The organism is Vibrio rhizosphaerae, from assembly GCF_024347095.1.
Taxonomy (GTDB): domain Bacteria; phylum Pseudomonadota; class Gammaproteobacteria; order Enterobacterales; family Vibrionaceae; genus Vibrio; species Vibrio rhizosphaerae.
On record NZ_AP024903.1, the window covers coordinates 3,070,608 to 3,096,672 of the forward strand.

Sequence of the window (26,065 nt, forward strand, 5' to 3'; positions counted from 1 at the left end):
GTCAGATATGAGCAAAGTGTTACTGTATAAAAAAACAGTGCACGGATAAAAGAAAGGGTTTAAGCAAAGGATGAGCGCAGAATGCGCTCATCCTGACGAGTCACCGCATCAAGCTGAAATCGCTTGTTCACCTTTCTGCGTTGAATGTTTATTGAGTTCAACTTTATCTGAATTCTTCTGATAAAGGTGTTCGAAGCAGTAGTTGGTGGCTTCAATATAACCTTCAACACTACCGCAATCGAAACGATGCCCTTTAAATTTATAGGCCAGCACGCATCCGGCTTTTGCCTGTTTCAATAAAGCATCAGTAATTTGGATTTCTCCGCCTTTACCGGGTTCAGTCTGTTCGATTAAGTCAAAAATGTCAGGCGTCAGAATATAGCGGCCAATAATAGCCAGATTACTTGGTGCCGTGCCCGCTTCTGGTTTTTCAACCATATCATCCACCCGGAACAGATCGTCTTTGATCATTTCACCGGCAATCACACCGTATTTATGGGTTTCATCTTCCGGGACTTCCTGCACAGCAACAATTGAGCAGCGGAATTGTTTAAATAACGCAACCATTTGGGCAAGCACACCATCTCCGTCACTCACGCACAAGTCATCAGCAAGGACAACGGCAAACGGTTCATCGCCAACAAGTTCGCGGCCGGTCAGAATGGCATGTCCCAACCCTTTCATTTCACGCTGGCGAATATAAGTAAAATTTGTGGTTTCGATAATTTTACGAATATCGACAAGCAATTTTTCTTTGTTGGTTCCTTTGATCTGGTGCTCCAATTCATAGTTCATATCAAAATGATCCATGATCGAGTGCTTTCCTCTCCCGGTCACAATACACATCCCGTTCATGCCAGCCTGAATCGCTTCATCAACACCATACTCAATCAAAGGTTTATTGACGACCGGCATCATTTCCTTCGGCATAGATTTTGTTGCGGGCAAAAAACGAGTTCCATAGCCAGCTGCTGGGAATAGACATTTTTTAATCATATTATCGTTACCTTGTTGTATTCAGGTTTTCCATCAACTTCATTCACTGTACCACGACTTACATTGCAAGGTGATTTGGGATTGAAAAGATACGGTCAAATCATACTACTGACTCATTTATGAGACTAGATTTTGTCTTGCCCATGTTGTGGCTTGAGTTCGATTTTTCACTGAAATTTTCTTAAAAATCTGATACAGATGTGACTTGACTGTGAACTCACTAATAAACAGGTTATCTGCGATTTGTGTATTCGTGGCACCTGTTTTAAGACAGCGTAGGATCTCCAACTCTCTGGAGGTCAGAGATATCGCAGCACTAATATTCTTATTGTTAAAAAGATGTCGGTAGTAATGAAGAAGCTGACCACAAATATGTCGCGGTAAATAGATTTGTCCTTCTCGGATCTCACGCAGCGCAGCAATGATCAGTTCAATCGGATCACTACGATAAAAGAGTCCCTTCAGATTACCTAACTGGAGCAGTTCTTCTGTTCTCGGGCGTTTCTCAACATTGATCACAACGGTTTCGAGGCATAAATCCAGTTCATTGTGCATATTCAAACGAGATAGCAAGACTTCTTTTTGTTGATAATCAAACAAGAGTATTTTGTGCCGATCAGCCTGATGAGACAGCATAAATTGCCGGGGTTGAATTTTCGGCAGTATCTGTCCTAGTGCAATTTCGATTTCATCGTAGAACGTTGCAGGTTCCTGATCATCCGGATAAAGGATATAAAGCATTCGGCTGTAATTTGGTCTTTTCATAGGTTTATCGATGTCTGATGGAATATCGAACAACATGCCAGAACGAAAAAAACTCTTCTAATTCAATCAATTGTTTATCGTATAACTTCTTATAGTATTGAAAATATGAAGTCTATCAGTTTTAAAAAAATCGAGTGGTATTGAAAAAAATGGTGTGATTTCCGAGACTTTTTGATGAATTGCGATCAGAATTCAGTAAGGGAGTTGAGACCTTTATCAAGCGTGGTATCCTATGCGCTGAATAGATACATCATGAGATGACGGAGCAAAGCATGGCAAGCCGTGGAGTAAACAAAGTTATATTAGTTGGGAACCTTGGAAGTGATCCTGAAGTTCGTTATATGCCAAGTGGCGGTGCAGTTGCGAACATCACTATTGCGACGTCGGAAACATGGCGCGATAAGACAACAGGTGAACAAAGAGAAAAAACCGAGTGGCATCGTGTTGCCCTGTTCGGAAAATTGGCAGAAGTTGCAGGAGAATACCTACGCAAAGGTTCTCAGGTATACATTGAAGGGCAGCTACAAACGCGCAAATGGCAAGATCAAAGTGGTCAGGAGCGTTATACAACCGAAGTCGTCGTTCAAGGGTTTAACGGTGTAATGCAAATGCTGGGTGGTCGTCAAGGCTCTGGTGGTCAGGCTCAGTCCGGAATGCAGTCTCAACAACAAAATAGTGGTTGGGGACAACCGCAACAGCCTCAGTCCCAAGCAGCTCATCAGCCTCAGCAACAATCGTCACCACAGCCACAGTACAATGAGCCACCTATGGATTTCGATGATGACATTCCGTTCTAACGAAAGACATATATTGCAATATTGAAAAAGAAAGGCCGCCTTGAGCGGCTTTTTTATTGACTTAAAAATCAATATGGATTCGAGAATATTGAAATAAAATCAAGTAAAACGACCTGATAGTGCGTATAAATATAACGCATTAAATTCAATAATTATTTTCATGTAAAAATGGACCATTGATAAGCCTGAACATTTTATCAAAATTCCTATTCAAATAATGAATCACATTATCACAGGCGATTCTCTGGCATTCAATAATCGATGTATCCGAATAAAATGCACTATGTGGGGTTATAATGACATTATCACGTTGAACCAATGGATGATCGTCTAGAACCGGTGATTCAGAGACTAAAACATCAAGACCAGCCCCTTTTATTAATTCTTTGTCTAGCGCTTCAACTAAATCATCCTCATTAATTAATGTCCCTCTTGACACATTAATAATATATGGGTTTTTGGACATTTTTTTAAATTTTTCCAGATCAAAAAAACCTATATTTTCATCCGTTTGTAACATATTAATACTAATATTGTCGGCATTCGATAACACTTCATCAATTGGCAATAATTTTACATTGCATTCATTCGCCAACGCCTCAGAAATAAAGGGATCATATGCAATCACCTTAATTCCGAAAGCTTGTGCTTTTTTCGCAACAGAGCGACCAATTTTTCCCAGACCAAAAATACCTAATGTTGAGCCATCTAATCGGATTAGATTATTCGTGGTTCCATAATCAAAAATACCTTTCCTATCTACATCATTTGTATAGTGTTTTAACTTTCTATTTAATGCCAGTAATAATGACATAACATGCTCTGATACCTCTTGAGTACAATATTCTTGGTTAACCGCAACACCTATACGTGAATGACTCGCTTGTTGAATATCAATAAAATTGAACCCCGTAGCCATTATGGAAATAATTTTCAGGTCATTCAGGCTTTGCACAATGTCCCGATTAATTTCTAAATAACCCGTTATCAATGCATCTGCATCTTTTAATATGTCAATTAACTCATTTTTATCTCCATTATATTCATAAACAATAACTTCTATATCATCTCCTAGCCTGCCTTTTAAATAATTAACAGCAAAACTGGTATCAAAATTAAGTGATGCTTTATAATCGGATATGACAATTTTCAAAACTAGCCCTCACCATTTCATAGTATTAATCGTTACTGATACAAACAACTATACGATCGTACAACCCCTTCATCAAGAAAAATAATTTTATTTAAATCGCCCTATTTAGGTGCCCCAAAATGGTTCAATGCACCAAATTAACCATACTTTAAATTATTATTAAAATAATCAAAAATATTATTGAACGATCGTATAATAGCGTAGTAGGCTTAATAAAACTTTATCACTTGATTAGTTATTGTTTAATTATAAATAGGGATATATTAAATGAGTAAGCCGTATATTTTAGTAGAATGGAATGACACAGAAACGGATGCAAAAGGATGGCTCTGTGCATATAACTTCGTCAATAATTATTGTGGCGGTGGCACGCGGATGCACCCCACGGTTACCGCAGAAGAAGTAGTGCGATTAGCGACGGCCATGGGTTACAAATACAAAGCTTGTGAATCTTTGACGACGGGCGGGTGTAAGGGCGGCATCGCTTATGACTATAAAGCGCCTGATGCAAAAGAAGTACTGAGACGATACCTTAAGGCAATGAGTCCATACATCAACAGTGGCGTGTCTATTGGTGGCGACCTCGGTGTAGATTATAACGATGTACTAGAAATTCTAGATGAAATTGGTATTGGACTTCCGCAAACACAAGCTATGCGTCGTGACCCATTACAACAGCAGCGCATCAAAGACCATGATGATGTTTGTTCTATGAAATACGATGGTTTCTTAATGTACGACATGATCACGGGTTATGGTAGTGCAGCAGCGCTAGACGAAGCATGGAAGCTAAAAGGTAAGGTGCCGGAAGGTAGTCGGGTTGTGTTACAAGGCTTTGGTTGTGCAGGTGCCAGCATGGCGAATTGTCTCGATAATTGGGGTTATAAAGTAGTTGGTATTGCGGATGCGAACTGCTTGGTGACTTGTGAAAATGGACTGAATGTCAAAGAACTCATTAAGACTCGTAAACCTAAAGGAGAGCTTAATCCGGATAGTTTTGAACCTTCATATCGTATTCACGATAACGTTGAATGGCTTGATATTGACTGCGACATTCTCGTTCCCGCTGCTTTGGAAGATGTGATCAATAAAGATAATGCACATAAAGTCAAAGCATCGTTGATTGTTGAGGCGGCAAATATCCCTGTCACGCCAGAGGCAGATAAGATTCTTGCTGAAAAGGGCGTAGATATATGTGTTGATTTCATTACCAATATGGGGGGAATCCGCATTTATGAAGTCGTCGTATTCGGTCTGGTGAAACCAGAACCAGAAGCAATTGCTGAAGACACCATGAGCATCATTAGACGTCAGACACGTAAAGTGTTTGAAAAAGCTCTGACGAGTGGCAAAACAACCCGAGAAGTCGCTAAAGAGTTATTTAGGCCGGAACCATCAACTTTCCCTGATATTCCAGTGGTTCGTTGAATCATGACCTGTAATACCATTTAAATTAGGCTTTCAATATTTCTTAACATGGATGATTGAGAATAATGATGAATAATAAGCTGTATAAATATTTTACGATTCTAGTCTTATCACTTGCAGGAGGGGCCATTTACACCCTCCCCTATCTGAAATATGTATTTTACGATACACAGATAGCAGTCATGAATATCAATAATATGCAATCGGGTTTTCTAATTACAATGTATGCTTTGGGCGGCATGTTAACTTATATTCCAGGCGGAATTCTGACCGACAGAATATCACCCAGAAAGGCCATTAGTTATTCACTGTTTGGAACTGCAATTCTAGGCGGAATTTACGCCTACACGATGTCATACAGCATGGCTTTGGTTATCTGGTTCTTGTTTGCGATTACAACTGCATTTGTCTTTTGGACATCACTATTAAAAGCGATAAGTATGGTTGGTGATAGTACTGAACAAGCCAGGCTATATGGTCTCTATTATGCAGGCAATGGCTTGGCTGGTGCGGCAATCAATGGATTAGCCTTGAAAGCGGCATCATTTGGTCTAGATCCAAAACAAAGCCTCTTTTACGCAGTCATTGTCATGTCAGGGTGTATTCTGTTGTCAGGAGTATTGGTGTTTGTCGTACTCAAGGATAAATCTGATGAAATGCATCAAACATCAAGCGACGACAAAATTAATTTTTCTCACGTAAAAGAATTATTAAAAGACCCAATGCTGTGGTGTTTTTCTATTATTGTTTTTACTGGTTATTCCATTTTCAGTAGTACGACTTACTTCAATCCATATCTTACAAATGTTGTTGGTATATCAGTAGAAGATTCAGGCGTATTCTCTATCATCAGAAGCTACTTATTCTACTTAATTGCTCCTTTCGGTGGGTACTTAGCTGACAAAGTATTTAACTCAACATCTAAACTTTTTGTTGTTTTATTTGCACTGCTCGCCGGTACATTCATTGGCGTCATGTTTTTACCTGCAACAATGAGTGCATTCTCGATTAGTATTTATACACTTCTCCCCGGCGCTTTTGGTCTTATGCTTTACGGTCTCGTTTTCTCTATTGTTCGTGAGGCAGGAATACCAATGAAAGTTGCCGGTACAGCGATTGGTATTGCTTCAATTATCGGTTATACGCCGGACCTGTTCCTTTCAACGATGTTTGGTCACTGGCTTGATACTTACGGTAATAGTGGCTACAGCATGATATTTAGCTTTTTGGGAGGAATGTCTTTGTTAGGATTAATCTTAGCTGGCGTTCTTATTAAAAGAAATCAACTCGTTGCAAAAAGCCTCGTTAGCGCATAATTTAAAAGTGAGTCAAGAAAGCCATCCATTCCATATAGGATGGCTTTCTTTTATGAGAAGACTCCCAGTTTATATGCATCTAACCATTTCATAAAAATCTTCATTGTATTTTCTGGTGGTAAACATTTTTGAGATAAACAAGTTCTGACCCAAACACCATCTAATAATGCGATGAGACTCTGAGATGCTAAAGATACATCCGTTATATCAAGACCTTCTTCCCGACTAATATCGAGTAGCAAACCATTTAATAACGTCTCAACTTTATCATTAACATATTCATATGTATTAGCCATATCTGAGGAGTTTCGGATTAAACTCCAAAAGACTAACCATGCCTTCATTAAATCAGGGTCTAAGTTATCTTCAGAGATATATGAGCGAAAGAAAATTGTGAGTTTTTCTGATGCGCTCCCTTCGTGAGAATCAAGGAGAGCATTTGTTTGCTCAAAAAATTCATTCGAAATCGTGTCGTAAGCATGAATAACAAGTGCATCGATAGAGCCAAAATGATGGTTGATCATTCCTTGTGATACATTGGCTTCACGTGTGATTTTGCGGACAGATAGTCCAGCATAACCATCTGACTTCAAGCAGCTCAACGTACTTTTGATCAGTGAACTTTTCCGTTCATCTGCTTCATAACGTTCAAATTTCTTTTGTTGCATATATTAGGTCTTATTCATTATATAAAAGAGAATTCTTTTGCAATTTCAAACCTAGCCACTGAATTGAGCATAATACTCTAAATAAGGTTGTAATGACCTAAACAACTACTCCATATTCGGAGCCAGCCATTTTTCGGCTTCTTCACGCCCCCAGCCTTTTCGTTGCGCATAACTCAGCAGTTGATCTTCCTGAATCCCTGCCACAGCGAAATACCGCGAATCAGGATGAGAGAAATACCAACCGGATACAGAGGCACCGGGCCACATTGCATAACTGGTTGTCAAAGACATCCCGATCTTTTCTTCGACTTGGAGCATGTCCCAGATGGTGGCTTTTTCCGTATGTTCCGGACAAGCAGGATAACCGGGAGCTGGCCTGATACCCTGATATTTTTCCCGAATGAGATCATCATTGGTCAAACGCTCATCCGCTGCATATCCCCAAATCTCTTTACGAACCCGTTCATGGAGATATTCGGCAAAGGCTTCTGCCAAACGGTCGGCAACGGCCTGAACCATGATGGCATTGTAATCATCCCCTTGCGCTTTATACGCATCAGCAAGTTCTCGTTCACCAATACCACCAGTCACCGCAAAAGCACCGATCCAGTCTTTTTTTCCACAACTCTTTGGTGCAATGTAGTCAGACAGACAATAGTTATACCCTTTTGGCTTTTGGGTTTGCTGTCGTAAGTGGTGTAACCGGTGCGTGACTTCCTGACGCGATTCATCCCGATAAACTTCAATATCATCCCCGACACTCGCTGCCGGGAACAATGCACAAATTCCCCGGGCTTTCATCAGGCCTTCACGCTCGACACGATCCAGAAATTCATTGGCATCTTTAAACAGACGGCGCGCTTCTTCACCGACCTCTTCATGATCCAGAATCGCCGGATATTTCCCCATCAGTGACCAAGTCATGAAAAAAGGTGTCCAGTCGATATATCGACGCAGTGTAGCAATATCAAAATCATCAAAGACATGAACCCCACTTTGCAGGGGAACGGGCGGGGTGTAATGATCCCAATCAATCGCAACACGGTTTGCTTGCGCTTCTTCTAATGTGATCGGGCGAGTCCGGGGCGTTTTTCGGGCATGTTGTTCCCGGGTCCGTTCATAATCAATATTCAGCTTCTCGACAAATGCCGGCCGTAATTCATCCGATAGCAGAGAGGTACAAACCCCCACAGCCCGGGAAGCATTGTTTACATAAACCACCGGCTGATGATAGTTTTGCTCGATTTTAACCGCAGTATGTGCCTTCGATGTGGTGGCACCGCCAATCAATAGCGGCAGCTCAAATCCCTGACGTTCCATCTCTTTGGCAACATGAACCATCTCATCTAAAGACGGGGTAATTAATCCTGATAAACCAACAATGTCAACCTGTTTTTCTTTGGCAACTTTGAGTATCTGCTCACAAGGAACCATCACCCCGAGATCGATGATTTCGTAGTTGTTACACTGCAGCACGACACCAACAATATTCTTGCCGATATCGTGCACGTCGCCCTTGACGGTTGCCAGTAATATTTTCCCATTGGTACTTCCGGCTTGTTTCTCCGCATTGATATAGGGTTCAAGATAAGCAACCGCCTGTTTCATCACCCGTGCCGATTTAACCACCTGAGGAAGAAACATTTTCCCTTCGCCAAACAAATCACCAACGACATTCATACCATCCATGAGTGGGCCTTCGATGACCTCTAATGGCTTTGATGCCTGTTGTCTTGCTTCTTCTGTATCTTCAGTAATGAACTCAGTAATCCCTTTGACTAATGCATGCTCAAGACGCTTAGAGACCGGCCATGTCCGCCACTCTAATGCCGATGCATCTTCCGCTTTGCCCACCGCATTTTCTCGATACGCTTCTGCAATTTCCAGTAAACGCTCCGTACTATCGTCTCTGCGGTTAAGGACGACATCTTCAACCGCATTCCGTAGCTTTTCAGGAACATTGTCATAGATCTCGAGCTGCCCGGCATTGACGATCCCCATATCCATCCCATTCTTAAAACAGTGATAAAGGAATACAGCATGAATGGCTTCCCGCACATAGTTATTGCCGCGGAATGAGAAAGAAACGTTGGATACGCCACCGGAAACCATCGCATAAGGTAGCTCTCTTTTGATATCCCCGACAGCGTTGATAAAATCAACCGCATAGTTGTTATGCTCGTCAATCCCGGTTGCCACCGCAAAAATATTGGGGTCAAAAATAATATCTTCCGGCGGGAAACCGACCTCATCAACCAGTATCCGGTAAGCCTTGGTACAAATTTCAATTTTCCGTTCACGGGTATCCGCTTGCCCGACTTCATCAAATGCCATGACCACAACGGCAGCACCATAACGACGAATCAATTTAGCCTGATGAACAAACTTCTCTTTTCCTTCTTTCAAGGAAATAGAGTTCACAATCCCTTTACCTTGAATACATTTTAGACCAGCTTCGATGACTTCCCATTTTGAGGAGTCAACCATAACCGGCACTTTGGAAATCTCAGGCTCTGAAGCACACAAATTTAAAAAACGGACCATACAGGCTTCGGCATCGAGCATGCCTTCATCCATATTGATATCAATAATCTGGGCACCATTCTCAACTTGCTGTCGCGCCACATCCAGAGCTTCATCGTACAGCTCTTCTTTAATCAGTCGTTTAAACCGGGCAGAGCCGGTTACATTAGTCCGCTCGCCCACATTGACAAACAAGGTTTCCTTCTCGATCAGGAGAGGCTCTAATCCCGACAGGCGACATGCGACAGGGATCTTCGGTAAAGCACGGGGTTGCACGCCATCTACCGCTAAAGCGATATGGCGGATATGCTCGGGGGTCGTTCCACAACAGCCGCCGACTATGTTAAGAAAACCAGCCCGGGCCCATTCACCGATATGTTCAGCCATTTCTTCAGGAGACAGATCATATTCACCGAAAGCATTGGGCAATCCAGCGTTGGGGTGAGCAGAGACATAAGATTCAGAAATACGAGACAGTTCTGCAACGTAAGGACGCAATTCGTCGGGACCGAGTGCACAATTCAACCCAAACGATAAGGGCTGCACATGGCGCAATGAGTTATAAAAAGCTTCAGTGGTCTGGCCGGACAGGGTTCGGCCTGAGGCATCGGTAATGGTCCCGGAGATCATAACAGGCAAAGTTATATTTAATTCATCAAACACGCTCTCAACGGCAAAAGCACAGGCTTTAGCATTTAACGTATCAAAGATCGTCTCCAGCATGATCAGATCAACACCGCCCTTAATCAAAGCGCGTGTCGATTCAGAATAAGCATTGACCAAGCCATCAAACGTCACATTACGAAAGCCCGGATCATTGACGTCAGGAGAAATAGAACATGTTCGATTGGTCGGGCCGAGTACACCGGCGACATAACGAGGGCGCTCCGGTGTTTTAGCGGTCCATTGATCGGCAACTTCTCTGGCAAGCTGAGCGGCCGCAAAATTTATCGCTTCACTGTATGACTGCATATCATAGTCAGCCATGGCGATCGCGGTTGCATTAAATGTATTGGTTTCAAGGATATCAGCACCCGCTTCAAGATAACTCGAATGAATTTCTTTAATTAAATCGGGTTGAGTCAATACCAGCAGATCGTTATTCCCTTTCACATCGCAGTGCCAATCAGCAAAACGTTCACCGCGATAATCCTCTTCTTGTAAGTTGTATCCCTGAATCATGGTGCCCATGCCACCATCGATCAATAAAATACGTTTTTGAAGCTGTTCTGCTATCTGATGCTTTATACGACTCACGCGACTGCCCTATCCCTTACTTTTTGTTCATCCTACCACACAATCACTAGAAATCTAGACGTCCATACGGTTATATAATAGAACATTTCATCCCGAAAAGAGATCACCGCATTACCAGAAAAAGTGATTGCTATTTGTCCGACATCAAAGGAAAATTTCAAACTCCGTTTTCAAGATGTGAAGAGAAAAACATGTCGGTCTACCATACACTATGCTTTCTTGCTGCTGCTGCAATGTTGATTGCTTTTTTAAACAGTAAAATAAGCAGGATGCAAACAACTATCGCCATTACTGCTGGCTCAATGCTGCTTTCTTTACTGATCTTAATTGCTGGTCAGAATAATTGGTTCCATTTGACGCAAATTGCGGCAACAACCATGAGTAGTATCAACTTTGAAAATTTTCTTCTCAAAGGAATTTTAGGCTTTCTCCTTTTTGCCGGAGGTCTTGGAATCAAGCTGCCGAACTTAAGAGACCAAAAATGGGAGATCACTGTACTTGCTCTTGGTGCCACACTTTTCTCGACTTTCTTTATCGGCTTCGCTTTATACGGTATTTGTCAATTGATTGGTATTCAGTTTGATCTAGTTTACTGTTTACTGTTCGGTGCTCTGATTTCTCCGACTGACCCTATCGCCGTACTCGCCATTGTCAAAAAACTCAATGCTCCGAAAAGAATATCAACTCAAATTGAAGGCGAATCCTTATTTAATGATGGCTTCGGCTTAGTCATTTTCGTGACTATCTTTACCATTGCTTTTGGTTCAGAGCCACCGACTATCATTAGTGTTTCCCAATTGTTTATGCAAGAAGCGATTGGGGGGATTGCCTATGGTTTTGTTCTGGGAATTATCTTTCATTATCTGATCAGCGCCACCGATGACCATTCGATGGAGTTGTTACTTACGATTGGTATTCCCACAGCCGGCTATGCATTCGCTGAGATCCTTCATGTCTCCGGCCCTCTAGCCATGGTTGTATCAGGTATTATGATCGGCAACTGGACACGCTTTATAGGCTTTTCCAAAGAAAGTGAAGAGCATTTGGATCATTTCTGGGAGCTGGTTGATGAGTTCCTTAACGGCGTGCTTTTCCTTTTAATCGGGATGTCGATGCTTCTGTTTGAATTCCACGAAGAAGACTGGATCATGATGGCGATTGCTATCCCATTGGTACTGTTAGCTCGTTATTTGAGTGTTTATGTATCCTATATCGGCTTCAAACGCTACCGTCAGTACAATCAGTGGTCTATCAGAATACTAACTTGGGGCGGGCTTCGTGGTGGATTAGCCTTAGCGATGGCACTCTCCATTCCATCCGGCGTCCTGATCATTCCAGAAAAGCTGATTGATGTGAAAGAAATTATTCTGGTCATGACTTACGCCGTTGTTGTGTTCTCAATTTTGGTTCAGGGCTCAACCATTACTCCAATGGTTGAAAAAGCCAAAAAGGCAGAACTCGATAAGGAAATAGAAGAAGCTGCTCAAGCTGAGGAAAATCAAGCTTAATCGATTAAAAAAGATGGTTCACAAACGTGAACCATCTTAAAAATGAAATAGAGATTTAAAGACAGCCATTACAGCAGATCATTCAGTGCAATGCCGATCCCGATACGCTGAGTATGGACATTGTAATCCACCAAACTTTCACCATAACCATTAAAGTATTGCATATAAAATCTTAGGTTATTCGCTTCTTTTAATATGGGATAACTCCAACTCAAACGTAATGCACCGCGATTATCTTTCTCCAAATTATCTCGTAAGAGTAGAGTAAACCGATGTTGACCGACACCATACAGAGAAACCAATTCAAAGTTACCCATATAATGCCGGATATCTGGATTATCATCTCCTGATGTATCCGTGGGAGAAGTCTTATCCCGCTCAGGAATCCGCCACCATGCTTTTAAGCTCAAAGCCAGCGGACCTCCATCATCAAATACCATCTGACCATACACTCGATTCCAACTTCTTGATAACGATCCTGATTGACCATTAGACTGATGATTAATCCCGAATAACCATAAAGAGTTGGTCAAATTACCAATCTTCCAGTCATTATCAAACTGCATAAAGAGTTCTGGCTCATGAACGATTTCACGAAATGGTGATGAACTACCCCGATTATAAACTTGCCACCAAGATTGATTGGTGTACGCAAAATAAAGGTCCCCCGTATCACCAATGAGGTGACTGGATATCGGCATTTTAAAACTAATCTGAAATTTAGCCTCATATTTATCCAGAGGCTGATGATTAAAGGTATCGACATCTGAAAAAGGGGCACTATTCGGATGTGGGTTATATGTGATAGGGAGTATGTAGTTTTCTTTATGTGGAATAATGACAAACTCTTTATTCTCTACGGATTTTTCTTCAGCTACCCTTTGCTCGATTAAAGACTCATCACTCACATTATCTTGCTCTTCTGCGGCTTGAAGGGCGTGACAATAACCACCAAGCCCTAAAGACATCAGAAATGAATATTTAAAACAGCCATACATTTTTGCCATGAATCATTATCTCTCCAGCCAAATCAACAAATAAACTAACATTATTTAACAATAAAACAATACCGTTAAGCTCAATTGCATTTGCAAGAAACTGAACAGATTCCAACGTGGCAGACCGCCTCTTTTAAAAACAAAACCACCCACTGAACGACCGTACCACCTGACCTGCCAATCACAATAATGATATATCTCACCGCCAGATACAAAAAAACCCCAGCATCGCTGCTGAGGTCTTAAACAAGTGGCGGAGCGGACGGGACTCGAACCCGCGATGGCCTCACGGCAGCGTGACAGACCGACTCTTTTAAAAACAAAACCACCCACTGAACGACCGTACCACCTGACCGGCCAATCACAATGATGATATATCTCACCGCCAGAAACGACAAAACCCCAGCATCGCTGCTGAGGTCTTAAACAAGTGGCCATTGCTAAACGGATAAACGGACGGGACTCGAACCCACGATGGCCTCACGGCAGCGTGGCAGACCGCCTCTTTTAAAACGAAAGCCAACCCACTGAACGACCGTGCCACCTGACCGGCCAATCACAATAATGATATATCTCACCGCCAGATACGAAAAAACCCCAGCATTACTGCTGAGGTCTTAAACAAGTGGCGGAGCGGACGGGACTCGAACCCGCGACCCCCGGCGTGACAGGCCGGTATTCTAACCAACTGAACTACCGCTCCACTGAGGTATTTTTCTCTAAATAAAGTCTTATAATCAACCGCTTTATTTAGGTTATCTTGGGAAGTGTGCAGCAGATTTTGAGCTGAGAAACGCAGCATACATCAGTATGTGAGTATCGCAGGCATCAAAAGATGCAAACAAAAACCAAGATAAACAAATAAAGCCTGGCGATGTCCTACTCTCACATGGGGAAACCCCACACTACCATCGGCGCTGTTTCGTTTCACGACTGAGTTCGGCATGGAATCAGGTGGGTCCAAAACGCTATGGTCGCCAAGCAAATTCTTCAATTCGGAAAGCCGTCTTTCTGTTCTCTACACAATCAATTTGTTCTTATTGAGCCACAAAACCCCTTCGGTGTTGTATGGTTAAGTCTCACGGGCAATTAGTACAGGTTAGCTCAACGCCTCACAGCGCTTACACACCCTGCCTATCAACGTTCTAGTCTCGAACAACCCTTCAGGACGCTTGAAGCGCCAGGGAGAACTCATCTCAAGGCTCGCTTCCCGCTTAGATGCTTTCAGCGGTTATCGATTCCGAACTTAGCTACCGGGCAATGCGATTGGCATCACAACCCGAACACCAGAGGTTCGTCCACTCCGGTCCTCTCGTACTAGGAGCAGCCCCTTTCAATTCTCCAACGCCCACGGCAGATAGGGACCGAACTGTCTCACGACGTTCTAAACCCAGCTCGCGTACCACTTTAAATGGCGAACAGCCATACCCTTGGGACCGACTTCAGCCCCAGGATGTGATGAGCCGACATCGAGGTGCCAAACACCGCCGTCGATATGAACTCTTGGGCGGTATCAGCCTGTTATCCCCGGAGTACCTTTTATCCGTTGAGCGATGGCCCTTCCATTCAGAACCACCGGATCACTATGACCTGCTTTCGCACCTGCTCGAGCCGTCACTCTCGCAGTTAAGCGGGCTTATGCCATTGCACTAACCTCACGATGTCCAACCGTGATTAGCCCACCTTCGTGCTCCTCCGTTACACTTTGGGAGGAGACCGCCCCAGTCAAACTACCCACCAGGCACTGTCCTCACCCCAGATAATGGGGCCAAGTTAGAACATCAAACATACAAGGGTGGTATTTCAAGGTCGGCTCCACAATCACTAGCGTGACTGCTTCAAAGCCTCCCACCTATCCTACACATGTAGGCTCAATGTTCAGTGCCAAGCTGTAGTAAAGGTTCACGGGGTCTTTCCGTCTAGCCGCGGGTACACTGCATCTTCACAGCGATTTCAATTTCACTGAGTCTCGGGTGGAGACAGCGTGGCCATCATTACGCCATTCGTGCAGGTCGGAACTTACCCGACAAGGAATTTCGCTACCTTAGGACCGTTATAGTTACGGCCGCCGTTTACCGGGGCTTCGATCAAGAGCTTCGCCTAAGCTAACCCCATCAATTAACCTTCCGGCACCGGGCAGGCGTCACACCGTATACGTCATCTTACGATTTTGCACAGTGCTGTGTTTTTAATAAACAGTTGCAGCCACCTGGTATCTGCGACTCTCATCAGCTCCATCCGCAAGGGACTTCACCAGCAAGAGCGTACCTTCTCCCGAAGTTACGGTACCATTTTGCCTAGTTCCTTCACCCGAGTTCTCTCAAGCGCCTTGGTATTCTCTACCCGACCACCTGTGTCGGTTTGGGGTACGATTTCTTGTGAACTGAAGCTTAGAGGCTTTTCCCGGAAGCATGGCATCAATGACTTCATCACCTTGGTGACTCGACATCGTGTCTCAGCCTATCGTAGAGCCGGATTTGCCTAACTCTACAGCCTACGCACTTGAACCTGGACGACCGTCGCCAGGCCCACCTAGCCTTCTCCGTCCCCCCATCGCATTCACAACAAGTACGGGAATATTAACCCGTTTCCCATCGACTACGCCTTTCGGCCTCGCCTTAGGGGTCGACTCACCCTGCCCCGATTAACGTTGGACAGGAACCCTTGGTCTTCCGGCGAGGGGGTTTTTCACCCCCTTTGTCGTTACTCATGTCAGCATTCGCACTTCTGATACCTCCAGCAGACTTTACAATCCACCTTCAACGGCTTACAGAACGCTCCCCTACCCAATATACAAAAGTACATTGCCGCAGCTTCGGTTTACAGCTTAGCCCCGTTACATCTTCCGCGCAGGCCGACTCGACTAGTGAGCTATTACGCTTTCTTTAAATGATGGCTGCTTCTAAGCCAACATCCTAGCTGTCTGAGCCTTCCCACATCGTTTCCCACTTAGCTGTAATTTGGGACCTTAGCTGGCGGTCTGGGTTGTTTCCCTCTCCACGACGGACGTTAGCACCCGCCGTGTGTCTCCCGGATAGTACTTACTGGTATTCGGAGTTTGCAAAGGGTTGGTAAGTCGGGATGACCCCCTAGCCTTAACAGTGCTCTACCCCCAGTAGTATTCGTCCGAGGCGCTACCTAAATAGCTTTCGGGGAGAACCAGCTATCTCCGAGTTTGATTGGCCTTTCACCCCTAGCCACAAGTCATCCGCTAATTTTTCAACATTAGTCGGTTCGGTCCTCCAGTTGATGTTACTCAACCTTCAACCTGCCCATGGCTAGATCACTCGGTTTCGGGTCTATATCCAGAGACTAAACGCGCAGTTAACACTCGCTTTCGCTACGGCTCCCCTAATCGGTTAACCTTGCCACTGAATATAAGTCGCTGACCCATTATACAAAAGGTACGCAGTCACCCCACAAAGGAGGCTCCTACTGCTTGTACGTACACGGTTTCAGGTTCTATTTCACTCCCCTCACAGGGGTTCTTTTCGCCTTTCCCTCACGGTACTGGTTCACTATCGGTCAGTCAGGAGTATTTAGCCTTGGAGGATGGTCCCCCCATCTTCAGACAGGATATCACGTGTCCCGCCTTACTCGTTTTCACTCTCATAACGCCTTCGGTTACGGGGCTATCACCCTCTATTGCGTGCCTTTCCAGACACTTCACCTAACGTTATCAAAGCTTAAGGGCTAGTCCGATTTCGCTCGCCGCTACTTTCGGAATCTCGGTTGATTTCTTTTCCTCGGGGTACTTAGATGTTTCAGTTCTCCCGGTTCGCCTCATTAACCTATGAATTCAGTTAATGATAACTGCTGCTGCAGTTGGGTTTCCCCATTCGGAAATCGCAGACTCAAGTGGCTCTTACTGCCTCATCTGCGCTTATCGCAAGTTAGTACGTCCTTCATCGCCTCTGACTGCCAAGGCATCCACCGTGTACGCTTAATTACTTAACCATACAACCCGAAGAAGTCTTTTTTGCTTGGTCTTTTTCCCTGAATACGGCGTTAGCATCGAAGGCTGCTTGGTTGCTATCAGACGATAGCGCCCTGCGACATCCTTCTTGCTGCCTTGTCTCAGGCAAAAATCCTCAGCGCAAAAACCTAAGGGTTGATATCATCAACTAATTAGGTGTCACACAATATTTTATACATGAGTGTGTGACTTGGTTTTGCCGGACTCAATTTGAATACACAGTTGCCTGTGTATTCCCAAGAACACTTGATTGTGTTGGTCTTTCTCTTTCGAGAAAGTATTGAGAACTTTTACAAATAATTATCTGTTTCCAAAGAAACAAACATTATTTTGTCAGCTTTCCAAATTGTTAAAGAGCAAAATGTACGCTTGAGCATTCAAGCCACACTTTCTAATGACTTTCAGCGCCACAACATCGCACCACATCGGTTAAACCGCTGGTCTGAGTTTGCTGAGCCAAAAATAGTTAGAAAGTGGTGGGCGATACCGGGTTCGAACCAGTGACCCCCTGCTTGTAAGGCAGGTGCTCTCCCAACTGAGCTAATCGCCCACTTTCAGGCGTCCCTCAAAAGAGGAAAATGGTGGGTCGTACAGGATTCGAACCTGTGACCAATTGGTTAAAAGCCAACTGCTCTACCAGCTGAGCTAACGACCCGGACTTCTCAAAAGAAGTGGTATCCCGTAGGGGAGTCGAACCCCTGTTACCGCCGTGAAAGGGCGGTGTCCTAGGCCTCTAGACGAACGGGACATTGTCTTGCTTAATGACCTTTCATCCGAAAAATCACATCGCAACGCGCTCTGTTATAAACCAAATCAATCTGTGTGGACACTCATCCAAAATATCTTTACGTAAGGAGGTGATCCAGCGCCAGGTTCCCCTAGCGCTACCTTGTTACGACTTCACCCCAGTCATGAACCACAAAGTGGCAAGCGTCCTCCCGAAGGTTAAACTACCTGCTTCTTTTGCAGCCCACTCCCATGGTGTGACGGGCGGTGTGTACAAGGCCCGGGAACGTATTCACCGTAGCATTCTGATCTACGATTACTAGCGATTCCGACTTCATGGAGTCGAGTTGCAGACTCCAATCCGGACTACGACATACTTTTTGGGATTCGCACACTCTCGCAAGTTAGCCGCCCTCTGTATATGCCATTGTAGCACGTGTGTAGCCCTACTCGTAAGGGCCATGATGACTTGACGTCGTCCCCACCTTCCTCCGGTTTATCACCGGCAGTCTCCCTGAAGTTCCCACCCGAAGTGCTGGCAATCAAGGATAAGGGTTGCGCTCGTTGCGGGACTTAACCCAACATTTCACAACACGAGCTGACGACAGCCATGCAGCACCTGTCTCAGAGCTCCCGAAGGCACACCAGAATCTCTTCCGGCTTCTCTGGATGTCAAGAGTAGGTAAGGTTCTTCGCGTTGCATCGAATTAAACCACATGCTCCACCGCTTGTGCGGGCCCCCGTCAATTCATTTGAGTTTTAATCTTGCGACCGTACTCCCCAGGCGGTCTACTTAACGCGTTAGCTCCGAAAGCCACGACTCTAGGTCACAACCTCCAAGTAGACATCGTTTACGGCGTGGACTACCAGGGTATCTAATCCTGTTTGCTCCCCACGCTTTCGCATCTGAGTGTCAGTATCTGTCCAGGGGGCCGCCTTCGCCACCGGTATTCCTTCAGATCTCTACGCATTTCACCGCTACACCTGAAATTCTACCCCCCTCTACAGTACTCTAGCCTGCCAGTTTCAAATGCAACTCCGGGGTTAAGCCCCGGGCTTTCACATCTGACTTAACAGACCACCTGCATGCGCTTTACGCCCAGTAATTCCGATTAACGCTCGCACCCTCCGTATTACCGCGGCTGCTGGCACGGAGTTAGCCGGTGCTTCTTCTGCAGCTAACGTCAAAATGCAGCTCTGTTAAAACTACATCCTTCCTCACTGCTGAAAGTACTTTACAACCCGAAGGCCTTCTTCATACACGCGGCATGGCTGCATCAGGCTTGCGCCCATTGTGCAATATTCCCCACTGCTGCCTCCCGTAGGAGTCTGGACCGTGTCTCAGTTCCAGTGTGGCTGATCATCCTCTCAGACCAGCTAGGGATCGTCGCCTTGGTGAGCCATTACCCCACCAACTAGCTAATCCCACCTGGGCATATCCTGACGCGAGAGGCCCGAAGGTCCCCCTCTTTGGTCCGTAGACATCATGCGGTATTAGCCATCGTTTCCAATGGTTATCCCCCACATCAGGGCAATTTCCCAGGCTTTACTCACCCGTCCGCCGCTCGACGACGAGAAAGCAAGCTTTCTCTCGTTTCCGCTCGACTTGCATGTGTTAGGCCTGCCGCCAGCGTTCAATCTGAGCCATGATCAAACTCTTCAATTAAAGTTTTGGTGACACGATGTGTCGGCTCAATGAATACTGCTTTTTGTCTCTGCTTTAAAAGCAGAAGCAAAAAGTGACATTACATAAGTAATGTTGAATTGACTGTGCTCTTATTGAATGACAGTTGCCTGTATCCAACTTGATTTGGTCACTCGATTCATTGATAAAATCTTTTTGGATATTTATCGACGAGTGCCCACACAGATTGATTGGTCTATATTGTTAAAGAGCTTTGCTTTCAGTGCTTTAGCACTTAGGCAGGACGCGTATAATACGCTTCCCACGTTGAAAGTCAACATAAAACTTTCATCTTTCAAAAGCTTTATGGTGACCTGCTTCTTGACGAAGCAAGTAACGCAAATTAAAGCCTGGCGATGTCCTACTCTCACATGGGGAGACCCCACACTACCATCGGCGCTGTTTCGTTTCACGACTGAGTTCGGCATGGAATCAGGTGGGTCCAAAACGCTATGGTCGCCAAGCAAATTCTTCAATTCGGAAAGCCGTCTTTCTGTTCTCTACACAATCAATCGTTCTTAATGAGCCACAAAACCCCTTCGGTGTTGTATGGTTAAGTCTCACGGGCAATTAGTACAGGTTAGCTCAACGCCTCACAGCGCTTACACACCCTGCCTATCAACGTTCTAGTCTCGAACAACCCTTCAGGACGCTTGAAGCGCCAGGGAGAACTCATCTCAAGGCTCGCTTCCCGCTTAGATGCTTTCAGCGGTTATCGATTCCGAACTTAGCTACCGGGCAATGCGATTGGCATCACAACCCGAACACCAGAGGTTCGTCCACTCCGGTCCTCTCGTACTAGGAGCAGCCCCTTTCAATTCTCCAACGCCCACGGCAGATAGGGACCGAACTGTCTCACGACGTTCTAAACCCAGCTCGCGTACCACTTTAAATGGCGAACAGCCATACCCTTGGGACCGACTTCAGCCCCAGGATGTGATGAGCCGACATCGAGGTGCCAAACACCGCCGTCGATATGAACTCTTGGGCGGTATCAGCCTGTTATCCCCGGAGTACCTTTTATCCGTTGAGCGATGGCCCTTCCATTCAGAACCACCGGATCACTATGACCTGCTTTCGCACCTGCTCGAGCCGTCACTCTCGCAGTTAAGCGGGCTTATGCCATTGCACTAACCTCACGATGTCCAACCGTGATTAGCCCACCTTCGTGCTCCTCCGTTACACTTTGGGAGGAGACCGCCCCAGTCAAACTACCCACCAGGCACTGTCCTCACCCCAGATAATGGGGCCAAGTTAGAACATCAAACATACAAGGGTGGTATTTCAAGGTCGGCTCCACAATCACTAGCGTGACTGCTTCAAAGCCTCCCACCTATCCTACACATGTAGGCTCAATGTTCAGTGCCAAGCTGTAGTAAAGGTTCACGGGGTCTTTCCGTCTAGCCGCGGGTACACTGCATCTTCACAGCGATTTCAATTTCACTGAGTCTCGGGTGGAGACAGCGTGGCCATCATTACGCCATTCGTGCAGGTCGGAACTTACCCGACAAGGAATTTCGCTACCTTAGGACCGTTATAGTTACGGCCGCCGTTTACCGGGGCTTCGATCAAGAGCTTCGCCTAAGCTAACCCCATCAATTAACCTTCCGGCACCGGGCAGGCGTCACACCGTATACGTCATCTTACGATTTTGCACAGTGCTGTGTTTTTAATAAACAGTTGCAGCCACCTGGTATCTGCGACTCTCATCAGCTCCATCCGCAAGGGACTTCACCAGCAAGAGCGTACCTTCTCCCGAAGTTACGGTACCATTTTGCCTAGTTCCTTCACCCGAGTTCTCTCAAGCGCCTTGGTATTCTCTACCCGACCACCTGTGTCGGTTTGGGGTACGATTTCTTGTGAACTGAAGCTTAGAGGCTTTTCCCGGAAGCATGGCATCAATGACTTCATCACCTTGGTGACTCGACATCGTGTCTCAGCCTATCGTAGAGCCGGATTTGCCTAACTCTACAGCCTACGCACTTGAACCTGGACGACCGTCGCCAGGCCCACCTAGCCTTCTCCGTCCCCCCATCGCATTCACAACAAGTACGGGAATATTAACCCGTTTCCCATCGACTACGCCTTTCGGCCTCGCCTTAGGGGTCGACTCACCCTGCCCCGATTAACGTTGGACAGGAACCCTTGGTCTTCCGGCGAGGGGGTTTTTCACCCCCTTTGTCGTTACTCATGTCAGCATTCGCACTTCTGATACCTCCAGCAGACTTTACAATCCACCTTCAACGGCTTACAGAACGCTCCCCTACCCAATATACAAAAGTACATTGCCGCAGCTTCGGTTTACAGCTTAGCCCCGTTACATCTTCCGCGCAGGCCGACTCGACTAGTGAGCTATTACGCTTTCTTTAAATGATGGCTGCTTCTAAGCCAACATCCTAGCTGTCTGAGCCTTCCCACATCGTTTCCCACTTAGCTGTAATTTGGGACCTTAGCTGGCGGTCTGGGTTGTTTCCCTCTCCACGACGGACGTTAGCACCCGCCGTGTGTCTCCCGGATAGTACTTACTGGTATTCGGAGTTTGCAAAGGGTTGGTAAGTCGGGATGACCCCCTAGCCTTAACAGTGCTCTACCCCCAGTAGTATTCGTCCGAGGCGCTACCTAAATAGCTTTCGGGGAGAACCAGCTATCTCCGAGTTTGATTGGCCTTTCACCCCTAGCCACAAGTCATCCGCTAATTTTTCAACATTAGTCGGTTCGGTCCTCCAGTTGATGTTACTCAACCTTCAACCTGCCCATGGCTAGATCACTCGGTTTCGGGTCTATATCCAGAGACTAAACGCGCAGTTAACACTCGCTTTCGCTACGGCTCCCCTAATCGGTTAACCTTGCCACTGAATATAAGTCGCTGACCCATTATACAAAAGGTACGCAGTCACCCCACAAAGGAGGCTCCTACTGCTTGTACGTACACGGTTTCAGGTTCTATTTCACTCCCCTCACAGGGGTTCTTTTCGCCTTTCCCTCACGGTACTGGTTCACTATCGGTCAGTCAGGAGTATTTAGCCTTGGAGGATGGTCCCCCCATCTTCAGACAGGATATCACGTGTCCCGCCTTACTCGTTTTCACTCTCATAACGCCTTCGGTTACGGGGCTATCACCCTCTATTGCGTGCCTTTCCAGACACTTCACCTAACGTTATCAAAGCTTAAGGGCTAGTCCGATTTCGCTCGCCGCTACTTTCGGAATCTCGGTTGATTTCTTTTCCTCGGGGTACTTAGATGTTTCAGTTCTCCCGGTTCGCCTCATTAACCTATGAATTCAGTTAATGATAACTGCTGCTGCAGTTGGGTTTCCCCATTCGGAAATCGCAGACTCAAGTGGCTCTTACTGCCTCATCTGCGCTTATCGCAAGTTAGTACGTCCTTCATCGCCTCTGACTGCCAAGGCATCCACCGTGTACGCTTAATTACTTAACCATACAACCCGAAGAAGTCTTTTTTGCTTGGTCTTTTTCCCTGAATACGGCGTTAGCATCGAAGGCTGCTTGGTTGCTATCAGACGATAGCGCCCTGCGACATCCTTCTTGCTGCCTTGTCTCAGGCAAAAATCCTCAGCGCAAAAACCTAAGGGTTGATATCATCAACTAATTAGGTGTCACACAATATTTTATACATGAGTGTGTGACTTGGTTTTGCCGGACTCAATTTGAACACACAGTTGCCTGTGTATTCCCAAGAACACTTGATTGTGTTGGTCTTTCTCTTTCGAGAAAGTATTGAGAACTTTTACAAATAATCATCTGTTTCCAAAGAAACAAACATTATTTTGTCAGCTTTCCAAATTGTTAAAGAGCAATGATTTTGTATCGACAAAACCATGTTTAAAGATTCTTCATTAAAAACCCTTAAAGATGGTGGAGCTATGCGGGATCGAACCGCAGACCTCCTGCGTGCAAGGCAGGCGCTCTCCCAGCTGAGCTATAGCCCCATCTTGAGATATTTCTTCAAATCTTTTTATTCAAGGCAGATTGTGAGGCCGCATATATCAATATGCAACGAACAATCTAACGCAGAAGAAAATGATTTTGGTGGGTCTGAGTGGACTTGAACCACCGACCTCTCGCTTATCAGGCGAACGCTCTAACCACCTGAGCTACAGACCCATCTCTTGCTGTGTGCTTTCCCTGACTTCTGCGTCAGACTGCTTATCCTCGGTCAGTTATTTACTGATGTAAACGCCTTCCCTCGTCAATTGCCTTCCTTGAACTCAGAAAAACCACGGTGCAATTTCTCTTTGCTTATAAACCAAATCAATCTGTGTGGACACTCATCCAAAATATCTTTACGTAAGGAGGTGATCCAGCGCCAGGTTCCCCTAGCGCTACCTTGTTACGACTTCACCCCAGTCATGAACCACAAAGTGGCAAGCGTCCTCCCGAAGGTTAAACTACCTGCTTCTTTTGCAGCCCACTCCCATGGTGTGACGGGCGGTGTGTACAAGGCCCGGGAACGTATTCACCGTAGCATTCTGATCTACGATTACTAGCGATTCCGACTTCATGGAGTCGAGTTGCAGACTCCAATCCGGACTACGACATACTTTTTGGGATTCGCACACTCTCGCAAGTTAGCCGCCCTCTGTATATGCCATTGTAGCACGTGTGTAGCCCTACTCGTAAGGGCCATGATGACTTGACGTCGTCCCCACCTTCCTCCGGTTTATCACCGGCAGTCTCCCTGAAGTTCCCACCCGAAGTGCTGGCAATCAAGGATAAGGGTTGCGCTCGTTGCGGGACTTAACCCAACATTTCACAACACGAGCTGACGACAGCCATGCAGCACCTGTCTCAGAGCTCCCGAAGGCACACCAGAATCTCTTCCGGCTTCTCTGGATGTCAAGAGTAGGTAAGGTTCTTCGCGTTGCATCGAATTAAACCACATGCTCCACCGCTTGTGCGGGCCCCCGTCAATTCATTTGAGTTTTAATCTTGCGACCGTACTCCCCAGGCGGTCTACTTAACGCGTTAGCTCCGAAAGCCACGACTCTAGGTCACAACCTCCAAGTAGACATCGTTTACGGCGTGGACTACCAGGGTATCTAATCCTGTTTGCTCCCCACGCTTTCGCATCTGAGTGTCAGTATCTGTCCAGGGGGCCGCCTTCGCCACCGGTATTCCTTCAGATCTCTACGCATTTCACCGCTACACCTGAAATTCTACCCCCCTCTACAGTACTCTAGCCTGCCAGTTTCAAATGCAACTCCGGGGTTAAGCCCCGGGCTTTCACATCTGACTTAACAGACCACCTGCATGCGCTTTACGCCCAGTAATTCCGATTAACGCTCGCACCCTCCGTATTACCGCGGCTGCTGGCACGGAGTTAGCCGGTGCTTCTTCTGCAGCTAACGTCAAAATGCAGCTCTGTTAAAACTACATCCTTCCTCACTGCTGAAAGTACTTTACAACCCGAAGGCCTTCTTCATACACGCGGCATGGCTGCATCAGGCTTGCGCCCATTGTGCAATATTCCCCACTGCTGCCTCCCGTAGGAGTCTGGACCGTGTCTCAGTTCCAGTGTGGCTGATCATCCTCTCAGACCAGCTAGGGATCGTCGCCTTGGTGAGCCATTACCTCACCAACTAGCTAATCCCACCTGGGCATATCCTGACGCGAGAGGCCCGAAGGTCCCCCTCTTTGGTCCGTAGACATCATGCGGTATTAGCCATCGTTTCCAATGGTTATCCCCCACATCAGGGCAATTTCCCAGGCTTTACTCACCCGTCCGCCGCTCGACGACGAGAAAGCAAGCTTTCTCTCGTTTCCGCTCGACTTGCATGTGTTAGGCCTGCCGCCAGCGTTCAATCTGAGCCATGATCAAACTCTTCAATTAAAGTTTTGGTGACACCAAAGTGTCGGCTCAATGAATACTGCTTTTTGTCTCTGCTTTAAAAGCAGAAGCAAAAAGTGACATTACATAAGTAATGTTGAATTGACTGTGCTCTTGTTGAATGACAGTTGCCTGTATCCAACTTGATTTGGTCACTCGATTCATTGATAAAATCTTTTTGGATATTTATCGACGAGTGCCCACACAGATTGATTGGTCTATATTGTTAAAGAGCTTTCTTCACAACGTTCTCCGTTTGAAGAGGCGGTCATTCTAGCGAGATAAATCTTGGTGTCAAACACTTTTTTCAGATTTTACCAGCAATTTTGATAACCTTGTTAACTTGGCTCAAATTCCGTAGAAGCCTTGCCTGTCAACGAGTGCGCATTATAGAGATCCCGTTCACATCCGCAAGTCTTTTTT

The 26,065-nt window shown here is 45.7% G+C and carries 10 protein-coding genes, 6 tRNA genes and 6 rRNA genes; 4 read left to right on the plus strand and 18 right to left on the minus strand.

The genetic code is table 11. The annotated features are described in order from the left end of the window. Positions 1 to 108: 108 nt before the first annotated feature. The gene (galU, locus tag OCV37_RS13405) at positions 109 to 996 is read right to left on the minus strand and encodes a UTP--glucose-1-phosphate uridylyltransferase GalU (protein ID WP_038185806.1); all 888 of its coding nucleotides are present in this window, start codon (positions 994 to 996) and stop codon (positions 109 to 111) included. A 117-nt stretch (positions 997 to 1,113) separates the two neighbouring features. Continuing rightward, positions 1,114 to 1,761 carry a response regulator transcription factor gene (locus OCV37_RS13410; protein WP_038185867.1) on the minus strand — a complete coding sequence of 216 codons (648 nt, stop codon included), beginning with the start codon at positions 1,759 to 1,761 and terminating at the stop codon, positions 1,114 to 1,116. Between the two features lie 272 nt (positions 1,762 to 2,033). Here OCV37_RS13410 and OCV37_RS13415 point away from each other — a divergent pair, with 272 nt between their 5' ends. Continuing rightward, positions 2,034 to 2,558: a single-stranded DNA-binding protein gene (locus OCV37_RS13415; protein WP_038185809.1), complete on the plus strand. Its 525-nt coding sequence runs from the start codon at positions 2,034 to 2,036 to the stop codon at positions 2,556 to 2,558. Between the two features lie 145 nt (positions 2,559 to 2,703). Here OCV37_RS13415 and OCV37_RS13420 read toward each other — a convergent pair whose 3' ends face one another. Then, positions 2,704 to 3,711, minus strand: coding sequence for a C-terminal binding protein (locus OCV37_RS13420; RefSeq protein ID WP_038185812.1), 1,008 nt, complete (start codon positions 3,709 to 3,711; stop codon positions 2,704 to 2,706). Between the two features lie 267 nt (positions 3,712 to 3,978). On the opposite strand from OCV37_RS13420, the gene OCV37_RS13425 reads away from it, so the two are divergent. Further along, positions 3,979 to 5,139 (plus strand): Glu/Leu/Phe/Val family dehydrogenase, encoded by a 1,161-nt coding sequence (locus OCV37_RS13425; protein ID WP_038185814.1) that lies wholly within the window; start codon positions 3,979 to 3,981, stop codon positions 5,137 to 5,139. 65 nt (positions 5,140 to 5,204) lie between these two features. After that, entirely contained in the window at positions 5,205 to 6,455 is a 1,251-nt protein-coding gene (locus tag OCV37_RS13430) for an MFS transporter (RefSeq protein WP_084717547.1), read from the plus strand. A gap of 50 nt (positions 6,456 to 6,505) precedes the next feature. On the opposite strand, the gene OCV37_RS13435 is transcribed toward OCV37_RS13430, so the two are convergent. Continuing rightward, positions 6,506 to 7,123 (minus strand): TetR/AcrR family transcriptional regulator, encoded by a 618-nt coding sequence (locus OCV37_RS13435; RefSeq protein ID WP_051680889.1) that lies wholly within the window; start codon positions 7,121 to 7,123, stop codon positions 6,506 to 6,508. A 105-nt stretch (positions 7,124 to 7,228) separates the two neighbouring features. Then, positions 7,229 to 10,903: a methionine synthase gene (metH, locus tag OCV37_RS13440; protein WP_038185821.1), complete on the minus strand. Its 3,675-nt coding sequence runs from the start codon at positions 10,901 to 10,903 to the stop codon at positions 7,229 to 7,231. A gap of 191 nt (positions 10,904 to 11,094) precedes the next feature. On the opposite strand from metH, the gene OCV37_RS13445 reads away from it, so the two are divergent. Beyond that, complete coding sequence (locus tag OCV37_RS13445; RefSeq protein ID WP_038185824.1) at positions 11,095 to 12,411, plus strand: cation:proton antiporter; 1,317 nt, start codon at positions 11,095 to 11,097, stop codon at positions 12,409 to 12,411. A 68-nt stretch (positions 12,412 to 12,479) separates the two neighbouring features. Here OCV37_RS13445 and OCV37_RS13450 read toward each other — a convergent pair whose 3' ends face one another. The 13 genes from OCV37_RS13450 to OCV37_RS13510 all read right to left on the minus strand — a co-directional run bounded on the left by OCV37_RS13450 (position 12,480) and on the right by OCV37_RS13510 (position 25,645). Next, positions 12,480 to 13,418, minus strand: a complete 939-nt coding sequence (locus OCV37_RS13450) for a phospholipase A (protein ID WP_211252106.1) — start codon at positions 13,416 to 13,418, stop codon at positions 12,480 to 12,482. A gap of 617 nt (positions 13,419 to 14,035) precedes the next feature. Continuing rightward, positions 14,036 to 14,112 (minus strand) — tRNA-Asp (locus OCV37_RS13455). Positions 14,113 to 14,275: 163 nt separating this feature from the next. Then, a 5S ribosomal RNA gene (rrf, locus tag OCV37_RS13460) occupies positions 14,276 to 14,391 on the minus strand. An 86-nt stretch (positions 14,392 to 14,477) separates the two neighbouring features. After that, a 23S ribosomal RNA gene (locus tag OCV37_RS13465) occupies positions 14,478 to 17,366 on the minus strand. 493 nt (positions 17,367 to 17,859) lie between these two features. Further along, positions 17,860 to 17,935 (minus strand) — tRNA-Val (locus OCV37_RS13470). A gap of 29 nt (positions 17,936 to 17,964) precedes the next feature. Further along, positions 17,965 to 18,040 (minus strand) — tRNA-Lys (locus tag OCV37_RS13475). 17 nt (positions 18,041 to 18,057) lie between these two features. Further along, positions 18,058 to 18,133: transfer RNA gene (locus OCV37_RS13480), tRNA-Glu, on the minus strand. Between the two features lie 102 nt (positions 18,134 to 18,235). After that, positions 18,236 to 19,777, minus strand: a 16S ribosomal RNA gene (locus tag OCV37_RS13485). A gap of 366 nt (positions 19,778 to 20,143) precedes the next feature. Further along, positions 20,144 to 20,259: ribosomal RNA gene (gene rrf / locus OCV37_RS13490) — 5S ribosomal RNA — on the minus strand. Between the two features lie 85 nt (positions 20,260 to 20,344). Then, positions 20,345 to 23,233, minus strand: a 23S ribosomal RNA gene (locus OCV37_RS13495). Positions 23,234 to 23,668: 435 nt separating this feature from the next. Continuing rightward, positions 23,669 to 23,744, minus strand: a tRNA-Ala gene (locus OCV37_RS13500). A 98-nt stretch (positions 23,745 to 23,842) separates the two neighbouring features. Then, a tRNA-Ile gene (locus OCV37_RS13505) sits at positions 23,843 to 23,919 on the minus strand. Between the two features lie 184 nt (positions 23,920 to 24,103). Then, positions 24,104 to 25,645: ribosomal RNA gene (locus OCV37_RS13510) — 16S ribosomal RNA — on the minus strand. The 16S, 23S and 5S rRNA genes sit together here with 6 tRNA genes alongside, the layout of an rRNA operon. Positions 25,646 to 26,065: the final 420 nt, after the last annotated feature.